General features: G+C 70.4%; 10 protein-coding genes. 8 read left to right on the forward strand and 2 right to left on the reverse strand.

The genetic code is table 11. The annotated features are described in order from the left end of the window. Positions 1 to 154: 154 nt before the first annotated feature. The 5 genes from AB7U92_RS11905 to AB7U92_RS11925 are packed head-to-tail and all read left to right on the forward strand — an operon-like array spanning position 155 to position 5600. The gene (locus AB7U92_RS11905) at positions 155 to 1336 is read left to right on the forward strand and encodes an acyl-CoA dehydrogenase family protein (RefSeq protein WP_428576707.1); all 1182 of its coding nucleotides are present in this window, start codon (positions 155 to 157) and stop codon (positions 1334 to 1336) included. Between the two features lie 5 nt (positions 1337 to 1341). Next, a complete protein-coding gene (locus AB7U92_RS11910) occupies positions 1342 to 2475 on the forward strand; it encodes an acyl-CoA dehydrogenase family protein (RefSeq protein WP_428576710.1) in 1134 nt (377 codons plus the stop codon). 35 nt (positions 2476 to 2510) lie between these two features. Continuing rightward, positions 2511 to 3491: a P1 family peptidase gene (locus AB7U92_RS11915; RefSeq protein WP_428576713.1), complete on the forward strand. Its 981-nt coding sequence runs from the start codon at positions 2511 to 2513 to the stop codon at positions 3489 to 3491. Beyond that, positions 3488 to 4879 carry an alpha/beta fold hydrolase gene (locus tag AB7U92_RS11920; RefSeq protein ID WP_428576716.1) on the forward strand — a complete coding sequence of 464 codons (1392 nt, stop codon included), beginning with the start codon at positions 3488 to 3490 and terminating at the stop codon, positions 4877 to 4879. Before AB7U92_RS11915 ends, AB7U92_RS11920 begins: the two co-directional genes overlap by 4 nt. A 7-nt stretch (positions 4880 to 4886) precedes the next feature. After that, entirely contained in the window at positions 4887 to 5600 is a 714-nt protein-coding gene (locus tag AB7U92_RS11925; RefSeq protein WP_428576732.1) for a pseudouridine synthase, read from the forward strand. On the opposite strand, the gene AB7U92_RS11930 is transcribed toward AB7U92_RS11925, so the two are convergent. Together AB7U92_RS11930 and AB7U92_RS11935 are read right to left on the reverse strand one after the other, a co-directional pair. Beyond that, on the reverse strand, positions 5572 to 5904 hold the full coding sequence (locus tag AB7U92_RS11930; protein WP_428576719.1) for a c-type cytochrome: 333 nt from the start codon (positions 5902 to 5904) through the stop codon (positions 5572 to 5574). The genes AB7U92_RS11925 and AB7U92_RS11930 overlap by 29 nt on opposite strands. After that, positions 5901 to 7595: a PQQ-dependent dehydrogenase, methanol/ethanol family gene (locus AB7U92_RS11935; RefSeq protein ID WP_428576722.1), complete on the reverse strand. Its 1695-nt coding sequence runs from the start codon at positions 7593 to 7595 to the stop codon at positions 5901 to 5903. The genes AB7U92_RS11930 and AB7U92_RS11935 overlap by 4 nt, the downstream gene beginning before the upstream one ends. A gap of 146 nt (positions 7596 to 7741) precedes the next feature. Between AB7U92_RS11935 and AB7U92_RS11940 the strand changes: the two genes are divergently transcribed. The 3 genes from AB7U92_RS11940 to AB7U92_RS11950 form a co-directional block, all read left to right on the forward strand. Further along, positions 7742 to 8905, forward strand: coding sequence for a GAF domain-containing protein (locus tag AB7U92_RS11940; protein WP_428576724.1), 1164 nt, complete (start codon positions 7742 to 7744; stop codon positions 8903 to 8905). A 25-nt stretch (positions 8906 to 8930) separates the two neighbouring features. After that, positions 8931 to 9938: a bifunctional riboflavin kinase/FAD synthetase gene (locus AB7U92_RS11945; protein WP_428576726.1), complete on the forward strand. Its 1008-nt coding sequence runs from the start codon at positions 8931 to 8933 to the stop codon at positions 9936 to 9938. An 84-nt stretch (positions 9939 to 10022) separates the two neighbouring features. Then, positions 10023 to 11670 (forward strand): isoleucine--tRNA ligase (locus AB7U92_RS11950; RefSeq protein ID WP_428576729.1); only part of this gene is annotated, 1648 nt, incomplete at its 3' end.

Below are 11670 nucleotides of genomic sequence, written 5' to 3' on the forward strand. Positions count from 1 at the left end.
GAAGGAAGACCTCGAGCGCTGGGGACCGCCGATCCGCGCCTCCGGCTTCCAGGGCGATTGAGCGGTGACACTGCTGTCGCCGCAGGGACAGGGAAAAATGGAACGGTCGTGCTAAAACGCGCGCTGAACCGCGAGCCCTGACGGAGACAAGCGAATGGACCTGAATTTCACCCCGGAGGAACAGGCGTTCCGGGCAGAGATCCGCGCCTGGGTGGCCGAGAACCTGCCCCAGGACATCAGCCACAAGGTGCACAACGCCCTGCACCTGAGCAAGGACGACCTGCAGCGCTGGGCCAAGATCCTCGGCAAGAAGGGCTGGCACGGCTGGGCCTGGCCGAAGGAGTTCGGCGGCCCGGGCTGGAACGTGATTCAGCGCCATCTGTTCGAGGAGGAATGTGCGCTGGCCGGCGCGCCGCGCGTGGTGCCCTTCGGCCCGGTGATGGTGGCGCCGGTGATCATGGCCTTCGGCTCGCCCGAGCAGCAGAAGCGCCACCTGCCCGGCATCATGAGCGGCGAGGTGTGGTGGAGCCAGGGCTACAGCGAGCCGGGCTCGGGCAGCGACCTCGCTTCGCTGAAGTGCCGCGCCGAACGCAAGGGCGACTACTACATCGTCAACGGCCAGAAGACCTGGACCACGCTCGGCCAGTACGGCGACTGGATCTTCTGCCTGGTGCGCACCGACACCTCCGGCAAGCCGCAGACCGGCATCAGCTTCCTGCTGATCGACATGAAGAGCCCGGGCGTGAGCGTGCGGCCGATCATCATGCTCGACGGCGGTCACGAAGTGAACGAGGTCTGGTTCGACAACGTCGAGGTGCCGGTCGACAACCTCGTCGGCGAAGAGAACAAGGGCTGGACCTACGCCAAGCACCTGCTCGCCCACGAGCGCACCAACATCGCCGACGTCAACCGCGCCAAGCGCGAGCTGGAGCGGCTCAAGCGCATCGCCAAGGCCGAAGGGGTCTACGGGGACACCCGCTTCCGCGACGAGATCGCCAAGCTGGAAGTGGACATCGTCGCGCTCGAGATGATGGTGCTGCGCGTGCTGTCGGCCGAGAAGAGCGGCAAGCAGTCTCTCGACGTGGCCGGCCTGCTGAAGATCCGCGGCAGCGAGATCCAGCAGCGCTACACCGAGCTGATGATGCTGGCCGCCGGCCCCTACAGCGTGCCCTTCGTGAAGGAGGCGATGGAAGCCGGCTGGCAGGGCGACCACGTCGGCGCCGCGCACTGCGCGCCGCTGGCCGCCACCTACTTCAACTACCGCAAGACGACGATCTACGGCGGATCCAACGAGGTCCAGCGCAACATCGTCTCGGCCACGGTTCTCGGGAGCTGAACACCATGGACTTCGATTTCACCGAGGATCAGGAATCGCTGCGCGACGCAGTGCGCCGCTGGGTCGACAAGGGCTTCGGCTTCGAGCGCCGCCACGGCATCGCCAAGGCGGGCGGCCGCACACGCGAGGTGTACGGCGAGCTCGCCGACCTGGGCCTCACTGGCCTGGCCATCCCCGAGGCGCATGGCGGCATGGGTTTCGGCCCGATCGAGGCGATGGTGGTCAACGAGGAGCTCGGCCGCGGCCTGGTCAACGCCCCTTATGCGCACGGCGCGATCGTGGCGCCGACGCTGCTGTCGGCGGCACCCGCAGACGTGCAGGCGCAGTGGCTGCCGAAGATGGCCGACGCCTCCGCGCTGGTGGTGCTGGCGCACCAGGAGCGCGCCGCGCGCTACCGCCTGAACCACGTGACCACGCGGGCGACGAACGCCGGCAACGCCTGGACGCTCAGCGGCGCCAAGAGCGTGGTGCCCGCGGGTGACGAGGCCGACGCCTTCATCGTGCCGGCCCGCACCGCGGGCGCCGAGGGCGATGCGGCCGGCATCGGGCTGTTTCTCGTCGCCAAGGGCGCAGCGGGCATGGCCGTGCGCGGCTACCCGACGCAAGACGGCGCCCGCGCCGCCGAGCTCACGCTGGCGAACACGCCGGCGACGCTGATCGCGCTGGACGCCCTGCCCGTGCTCGAGCAGGCGGTCGATGCCGGCATCGCCGCGATCTGCGCCGAAGCCGTCGGCGTGATGGACCGGCTCACCGCGATCACCGCCGAGTACATGAACACGCGCAAGCAGTTCGGCGTGGCCATCTCGACCTTCCAGGCGCTGCGCCACCGCATCGCCGACGTGAAGATGCAGCTCGAGCTGGGCCGCTCGATGAGCTACTACGCCAGCCTCAAGCTCGGCGAGGCACCGGCCATGCGCCGCCGCGCCATCGCGCAGGCGAAGTACCAGCTCGGCCAGTCGATGCGCTTCGTTGGCCAGCAGTGCATCCAGCTGCACGGCGGCATCGGCGTCACCGACGAGTACATCGCCAGCCACTACTTCAAGCGGCTGACGGTGCTGGAGATGACTTTCGGCGACTCGTTGCACCACCTCGGCGAGGTGTCCGCGCGCATGCAGGACACCGCTGGCGTGTTTGCCTGAGTCGACATGAGCGGCCTGCCGGCTACGATGCCGGCATGACCGATTCCATCGTCGACGTGGCCGGCCTCGCGGTCGGCCACTTCACCGACGCGCGGCGGCCCACCGGCTGCACGGTGGTGCTGGTGCCCGAGGGCGCGGCCTGCGGCGTCGACGTGCGCGGTGCCGCTCCGGGCACGCGCGAGACCGAACTGCTGTCGCCGCTGAACGCCGTCGAGCAGGTGCATGCCGTGCTGCTGGCCGGCGGCAGCGCCTTCGGGCTCGATGCTGCTGGCGGCGTTATGCGCTGGCTCGAGGAACGCGGCATCGGCGTGGTGGTCGGCCCGGCGCGCGTGCCGATCGTGCCGGCGGCGATCCTGTTCGACCTGTGGCTCGGCGATGCGCGCATCCGCCCCGATGCTGCTGCCGGCTACGCGGCCTGCGCAGCCGCCGCTCGCGCGATGCCCGCCCAGGGCAACGTGGGCGCCGGTGCCGGCGCCAGCGTCGGCAAGCTGTTCGGCATCGAGCGCGCGATGCGCGGCGGCATCGGCAGCGCTGCGGTCACGGTGGCCGGCATCACGGTGGGTGCGCTGGTGGCCGTCAACGCATTGGGCGACGTGATCGACCCCGCCAGCGGCCGTCCGGTGGCCGGCGCGCGCAGCGCCGATGGAAAGTCGCTGTTCGGTACCATGGATGCGCTGCTGCGCGGCGAACTGCCGGCGCCCTTCCAGCCTGGCCAGGCGACGACGATCGGCGTGATCGCCACCGATGCGCGGCTGACCAAGTCGCAGGCGAACAAGGTCGCCCAGATGGCGCACGACGGCCTCGCGCGATCGATCAACCCGGTGCACACGATGGGCGACGGCGACACGCTGTTCGCACTCGCCACCGGCGCCGGCGGCCGCGAGGCGAACGTCACCTTGCTCGGTGCGCTGGCCGCCGAAGTCACCGCCCGCGCGGTGCTGCGCGCCGTGCACGCCGCCACGGGGCTGAACCAACCCGGCCTGCCCGTTCTTCCTTCCGTCTCGGACCTCGCATGAAACTCACCGCCCTGACCCGCCGCGGCGCCCTGTTGCTCTCGCTGGCCGCGCTGGCCGGCTGCGCGTTCAAGGCCCCGCGTGTTGCCGACAGCGCGCCGCAGCGGCCGCCCATCGTCTTCGTGCACGGCAACGGCGACACCGCCGCGCTGTGGCTGACCACGATCTGGCGCTTCGAGAGCAACGGCTGGCCGAAGGATCGCCTGCACGCCGTCGACATGCCTTACCCGCTGGCGCGCGATGCCGACGACAAGCCGCAGCCCGGCCGCACCTCCACCGAGGAGGCGAGCGCCTTCCTCGCCGCCGAGATCGACGCGGTGCTGCAGCGCACCGGCGCGAAGCAGGTGGTGCTGATCGGCAACTCGCGCGGCGGGTTGGTGATGCGCAACTACATCGCCGGCGGCGGCGCCGCCAAGGTGTCGCACGCCATCCTTGGCGGCACGCCCAACCACGGCGTGTGGGCCAGCCCCACCTTCCGGCCCACCAATGAGTTCAACGGCGCCGGCCCGTTCCTGACGCGCTTGAACAACCAGGGCGGCCCGGGCATCGAGCTCACGCCCGGGCCGAAGTGGATGACCATCCGCTCCGATGCGAACGACAAGTTCGCGCAGCCCGACGGGGTGTGGATCGGTGCCAAGGGCACGCCGACGAACGTGACCGCCGCCGGCCCCGAGCTCAAGGGCGCCGAGAACGTCGTGATCCCGGGCATCGACCACCGCGAGACCTCGTACGGCCCGCTCGCCTTCGCGGCGATGTGGCGCTTCCTCACCGGCAGCGCGCCGGCCAGTGCGCGCGTGCAGTCCGAGGCCCGCGTGGTGCTCGACGGCAAGGTCAACGGGCTCGGGCTTGACAACAAGCCGGGCACGGGAGACTTCGCCAACAACCTGCCGCTGGCCGGCGCCACCGTCGAGGTGTATGCCACCGACGCGGCCACCGGCGCACGGCTCGGGCCGGCGCTGCACCGCAAGAGCGTCGGCACCGACGGCCGCTGGGGCCCGCTGGTCACCACCAGCAAGACGGCGCTGGAGTTCGTGGTCAGCGCCGCGGGCTTCGCGACCACGCACGTCTACCGGTCGCCGTTCGCACGCTCGTCGGACATCGTCCACCTGCGTGCCGAACGTATCGCCTCGGCCGACCGCGACGCACCGGCGGTGGTGACGCTGACACGGCCGCGCGGCTACTTCGGCATCCCGCGCGACGAGATCGAGCTCGACGGCCGGAGCCCGCCGGCCGGCATCCCGGCGGGCGTGGCCGGCGTGTCGGTGGCCAAGGCACGGCTGGCCGAAGCCGGCGAGCGCGCCGTGGCCGCGTCGTTCAACGGCGAGCGCATCGTCGGCCGCAGCTGGCCGACCGCCGGCAACCACGTCGTGCTGCTGGAACTGCATGACTAGGCGGCGGATCACCCTCGCGCAGGCGCTGTTCTCCCAGGGCTTCGGCACCCGCCGCGAGTGCGAGGGCCTGATCGCGGCCGGCTTCGTGAGCCTGGCCGGCCAGGTCTGCGACGACCCCTGGCACGAGGTCGATACCGAGGGTCTGGAATTCGGCGTGCAGGGCCAGCGCTGGCCCTACCGCGAGAAAGCCCTGGTGATACTGCACAAGCCGGCCGGCTACGAGTGCTCGCAGAAGCCGAAGCACCACCCCAGCGTGATGAGCCTGCTGCCCTCGCCGTTGCGCGTGCGCGGCGTCCAACCGGTAGGCCGGCTCGACGAAGACACCACGGGGCTGCTGCTGCTCACCGACGACGGCGCGCTGATCCATCGCCTGACCTCACCCAAGCACCACGTGCCCAAGGTCTACGAGGTGCGCTGCAAGCACGCGGTGGACGAGCGCCAGGTGGCGACGCTGGTGACCGGCGTGGTGCTCGACGACGACCCCGCCCCGGTGCGCGCCGCCGCCTGCGAGGCGGTCGGCACGCACGGCCTGCGCCTCACGCTCACCGAAGGCAAGTACCACCAGGTCAAGCGCATGGTGGCGGCGGCGGGCAACCGCGTCGAGGCGCTGCACCGCAGCGCCTTCGGGGCGCTGCGGCTGCCCGACGACCTGGCGCCGGGTCAGTGGCGATGGCTGAGCGGTCCCGAGGCGATCACTGCGGCGCCGGCTTCCAGCCGTTGACGGCACCGATGTAGGCCCACAGCAGGTCGATCTGCTCCGGCTTGAGCGTCGCGCCCCAGGCCGGCATCGCGCCCTTGCCGTTCGTCACCGACCGCACGAAGCGCTCCTTGTCGTTCTGCGGGAAGGTGCGCAGGTCGAAGCCGATGCCGTTGGTGACCAGGTTGATGCCGTGACAGCGGGTGCAGGAACTCACGTAGATCTTGCGCCCCGCCTCGACGGTCTCCGGCGACGCCGCCTGGGCCGCGGCGAGCGCCGGGGCGCCGGCCAGCACCCCGGCGACGAGCGCCCGCAGGGCCACGCTCATCGGGCCGGCAGCGCGAAGGTCCACACCGAGCCGCCGGCCGGCACGTTGGCCGTGTCGGGGTCGCCGGCCAGCGCGCCGTAGACGTGGGCCGAGCCGCTGAGCACGGTGACGTACTGGCGGCCGTTCTTCTCCCAGGCGATCGGCAGGCCCGAGATGCCCGAGCCGGTCTGGAACGACCACAGCTTCCTGCCGTTCTTCGCGTCGTAGGCCATGAACTGGCCGTTCTGCGCACCGGTGAAGACCACGCCCGAGGCGGTCGACAGCACGCCGGCCCAGAACGGCGACTTGTTGCGCACCGTCCAGACCGCCTTGCCGGCCACCGGATCCCAGGCGACCAGGGCGCCGCGGTTGCCGTCTTCCGGCGCCACGAAGCCGCCGAGCTCGAGGCCGAGGTACCAGTTCGGGCCGCCAGGGCGCTCCTGCTTGACGTACTTGACCTTCATGCCCAGGTCGATCGAGTTGAGGAAGACGAGCCGGCGCGCCGGGTCGTAGCTCATCGGCATCCAGTTCTTGCCGCCGAAGGCGCTCGGCCAGACCTCGACGAAATCCTTCATCTCCTCGGTCTTGCGCACCATGGCCGTCATCGGCGTGTCGATCGGCCGGCCGCTGGCCTTGTCGATGCCGCTGGCCCAGTTGACCTTGCGCGCGAACTGCGTGCCGGAGATCAGCTTGCCGCTGGTGCGGTCGAGCACGTAGAAGAAGCCGTTGCGGTTGGCCTGCATGAGCACCTTGGTGCTCTTGCCGTTGATCGGAAGCTCGGCCAGCACCAGTTCGTTGGTGCCGTCGTAGTCGTACGGGTCGCCGGGCGAAAACTGGTAGTGCCAGACGATCTCGCCGGTCGAGGGCTTGAGCGCCAGCACCGAGCCGATGTAGAGCGAATCCCCGCCGCGCGACGCCGCGTTCCACGGGCCGCCATTGCCCACGCCCCAGTAGACGAGGTTGAGCTCCGGGTCGTAGCTGCCGGTCAGCCAGGTGGGGGCGCCACCGGTCTTGTAGGCCTCGCCCTTCCAGGTGTCGCCACCGGGTTCGCCGGGGGCGGCGGTGGTCCAGCGGTGCCACTTCTTCTCGCCGGTCTTCAGGTCCCAGCCGTTGAGGAAACCGCGCGAACCGTACTCGCCGCCGGAGATGCCGGTGATCAGCACGCCGTCCGCAATGAGCGGGGCGTGCGTCATCGAGTAGCCGTCCTTGTATTCGGCGGCCTTGCTCTTCCAGACTGTCTTGCCGTCGGCCATCGAGATGGCCAGCACGTGGGCATCGATGGTGGTGCGGTACAGCACGCCATTCAGTGCCGCCATGCCGCGGGTGTGGATGCCGCAGCACAGGTAGCCGGCGATGTCGTTGGGCAGCTCGATGGCCGTCTTCCACTTCTGCCGGCCGGTGACCGCGTCGATCGCGATCGTGTGGCTGTGCGAGGCGACGTACATCGTGCCGTCGATCACCAGCGGCTGGTTCGAGGCGTTGGTGGAGTTGTCCAGGCTCAGGTTCCACACCGGCACCAGCTGCTTCACGTTGGCCGGCGTGATCTGCTTCAGCGACGAGTGCCGCTGCAGCGACCAGCCCATGCCGTAGGTGGTGACGTCGCCCGGCGTGGCGGCGTCGTTGCGCAGGTCGGCCAGGCCTTGCGACTGCGCGCCGGCCGCGGCCGCCGCTAGCGCCAGCGCGGCCAGGCCGCGGGCAAAGCGAGTGTCCATTTCGTCTCCTCGTGTGTTCTGTCGGACGCTGCGGACGATAGATCCACGTCAAGGTGCGAGCCACTTCGGGAGTAACCCTAGCCGGCAGCTGTTCCGTTGCGGCACAGCTTGCCGATGCCGCCACCGCGGCATCACACTGCGCGGCGATGAGCACGCCGAGCCTGCCCGCCAACCCGTTCTACGCGTCGCCCGAACAACGCGTGGCGCTGGCCCGCCAGCGCTTCTTCGAGGACGGCGTGCGCCCTTCGGGCATGGTCAGCGAGGCGGTGCTGCAGTCGTGGTCGCGCTGCCTGCGCAGCAATCCCGATCCCGACAAGCCGGCGGCATTCGAGCCGGTCACACCCAGCCGCGTGCATGGCGTGCTGCGCGCCAACCGCGAACTGCTCGAGGCGGCGGCCGACGAGATGGAACGGCTGCGCGTGACGCTGGCCGGCACCAGCAGCACGGCCATGCTGACCGACGCACAGGGCGTGATCGTCGGTAGCACCTTCGTTCAGGCGCGCAGCCACGAACGGCTGATGCCGGTGAGCACGCGCGTCGGCGTCAACCTCGCCGAGGAGGCCGTGGGAACCACCGCGCCCGGCATCACCGCGCGCACCGGCCAGGCCAGCGTGGTGCTCGGCGCCGAGCACTTCTTCGGCAACGTGCAGACCATGCACTGCGCCGCGGCGCCCATCCGCAACGTCAAGGGCCAGCTCGCCGGCGTGCTCGACCTGTCCAGCGAGGGCCTGCCGTTCGGCTTCGATGCCGCCTCGGTGGTGGCGCACTACGCGGCGGAGATCGAGAACCGGCTGCTGTGCGCGCAGTCGACCGAACACCTGGTGGCGCGCATGCAGATCTCGCCGGTGCTGCTGGACACGCCGATGGCCGCGCTGGCCGGGATCACCGGCGACGGCCGCATCGACTGGGTCAACGGCGCGGCCGGCCGGCTGCTCGGCGTCGGCGCCGTGGCCGGCACGCTCGACAAGCCATCGGTCGAGGACCACTTCGGGCTTCCGTTGCCGGCGCTGGCCTCGCTGTCGACGGCCACCGAGCCGCAGGCGCTGCGGCTGCCCAACGGCCTCACTCTGTGGGTGCGCCTCGAATGGCGCGCGCACGACGGACGCCAGCGCCTGCAGCCCGCCCATCCGACCGCCGCCCCCGCCCCCTCGGCCGAGCCGGCCCTGCAGCCGGTGACGCTGCGCGAGACCGAGCGGCAGACGGTGGTGCGGGTGCTCGGCGAATGCGGCGGCAACGTGTCGAAGGCGGCGCGCACGCTGGGCGTCTCGCGCGGGTTGATCTACCGCCACCTGAGGACGGCCGGCGACTGAGGCGCTGCACGGGATAATCCCGCGCATGCGAGTCTTCCGCGGCTTCCACCATCCCGGCATCGCCCCTGCCTGCGCGCTGACCATCGGCAACTTCGACGGCGTGCACCGCGGCCACCAGGCCATGCTCGCGCTGCTGCGCAACGAGGCCCAGCACCGCGGCCTGCCTTCATGCGTGATGACCTTCGAGCCGCACCCGCGCGACTATTTCGCCGCGGTCACGGGCAAGCCGGAACTGGCGCCGGCCCGCATCGCCACGCTGCGCGACAAGCTCGCCGAGCTCGAGCGCTGCGGCATCGACCAGGTGGTGGTGCTGCGCTTCGATGCGCGCTTCGCCGCGCAGTCGCCGCAGGCCTTCGTCGACGACGTGCTCGTGAACGGGCTGGGCGCGAAGTACGTGCTGGTCGGCGACGACTTCCGCTTCGGCGCCAAGCGCGCCGGCGACTACGCGATGCTCGATGCCGCCGGCCAGGCGTGCGGCTTCGACGTGGCGCGCATGATGAGCTACGAGGTGCACGGCGAGCGCGTGTCCAGTTCGGCCGTGCGCGAGGCGCTGGCCGCCGGCGACATGGAACGCGCCGCCAACCTGCTCGGTCGGCCGTACAGCCTTTCGGGCCACGTGGTGCATGGCCGCAAGCTGGGGCGCGACCTCGGTTTCCGCACCTTGAACCTGCGCTTCTCGCACCCGAAACCCGCCGCGCTGGGCATCTTCGCCGTGCGCACCCATGGCCTGGTCGACCAGCCACTGGACGGCGTGGCCAGCCTCGGCCGCCGCCCCACGGTCGACGACAGCGGCCGCGTGCTGCTGGAGGTGCACTGCCTGGACTGGCCGGCTTCGCTGGGCCGCGAGGGGGGCTACGGTAAAATCGTCCGCGTGGAACTGCTGCACAAACTGCGCGACGAAGCCCGCTACGACACGCTGGAGGCGCTGACGGCCGCCATCCGCCAGGATGCCGACGACGCGCGCGCCTTCCTCGCCGCGCACGCCGCCGATTACGTGAAGGTCGGCCGCCAGACCACGCGCGACCGAATTTAGCGTTCGCCCCGACCGCGATCGCCGGCGCCGCTGCGCGCCGCCCACCCACCTTCCGGCGCGCCGCTGACGGCGCTCAACGCTGCCATGACCGACACCGCTTCCGTCGACTACCGCGCGACGCTGAACCTGCCCGACACGCCCTTCCCGATGCGCGGAGACCTCGCCAAGCGCGAGCCCGCCTGGGTCAAGGAGTGGGACGAGCAGGGCCTCTACAAGAGGCTGCGCGACGTGCGCCACGGCGCGCCGCTGTTCGTGCTGCACGATGGCCCGCCCTACGCCAACGGCGCGATCCACATGGGCCACGCCGTCAACAAGGTGCTCAAGGACATGATCGTCAAGGCCCGCCAGCTCAAGGGCTTCGACGCGCAGTACGTGCCGGGCTGGGACTGCCATGGCCTGCCGATCGAGAACGCGATCGAGAAGAAGCACGGCCGCAACCTCAGCCGCGATGACATGCAGGCGAAGAGCCGCGCCTACGCCACCGAGCAGATCGCGCTGCAGATGGCCGACTTCAAGCGCCTGGGCGTGCTGGGCGACTGGGCCGACCGCTACGCCACGATGGACCCGGCCAACGAGGCCGGCGAGATCCGTGCCTTCAAGCGCGTGATCGAGCGCGGCTTCGTCTACCGCGGCCTCAAGCCCGTCTACTGGTGCTTCGACTGCGGCTCGTCGCTGGCCGAGTTCGAGATCGAATACGCCGACAAGAAGAGCCAGACGCTGGATGTCGGGTTCCTCTGCGCCGAGCCGGATCGGCTGGCCAGCGCCTTCGGCCTGACCAAGCTGGAGAAAGAGGCCTTCGCGGTGATCTGGACCACCACCGCGTGGACCATCCCGGCCAACCAGGCGCTCAACCTCAACCCGTCGCTGGAGTATTCGCTGGTCGACACCGAGCGCGGCCTGCTCGTGCTCGCCGCGACGCTGGTCGAGAAGTGCATGGCGCGTTTCGGCCTGACCGGCCATGTGCTCGCCACCGTGACGGGCGAGAAGCTCGGCGGCATCCACTTCCGCCATCCGCTCGCGCACGTCGACGCCGGCTACGACCGCCTCAGCCCGGTCTACCTGGCCGACTACGCCACCGCCGAGGACGGCACCGGCATCGTGCACAGCTCGCCGGCCTACGGCCTGGACGACTTCAACTCGTGCGTGCAGCACGGCATGAAGTACGACGACATCCTCAACCCGGTGCAGGGCAACGGCACGTACGCGGCCGACTTCCCGCTGTTCGGCGGCCAGAACATCTGGAAGGCCGTGCCGGTGATCATCGACACGCTGAAGAACGCCGGCCGCCTGTTCGCCACCGAGACCATCACCCACAGCTACCCGCATTGCTGGCGCCACAAGAGCCCGGTGATCTACCGCGCCGCGGCGCAGTGGTTCATCCGCATGGACGCGGGCGAAGGCGTGTTCACCAAGGACAAGGCGCCGCGCACGCTGCGCCAGATGGCGCTGGACGCGATCGACCAGACCGGCTTCTTCCCGGAGAACGGCCGCGCGCGGCTGCGCGACATGATCGCGAACCGGCCCGACTGGTGCATCTCGCGCCAGCGCAGTTGGGGCGTGCCGCTGCCCTTCTTCCTGCACAAGGACACGGGCGAACTGCACCCGCGCACGATGGAGATCCACGACCAGGCGGCCGACATCGTCGAGAACGGCGGCATCGAGGCCTGGAGCCGCGTCACCGCCGAGCAGATTCTCGGCACCGAGGACGCGAAGCACTACACCAAGAGCAGCG

The sequence above is a fragment of the Piscinibacter sp. genome, assembly GCF_050175855.1.
GTDB lineage: Bacteria > Pseudomonadota > Gammaproteobacteria > Burkholderiales > Burkholderiaceae_C > Piscinibacter.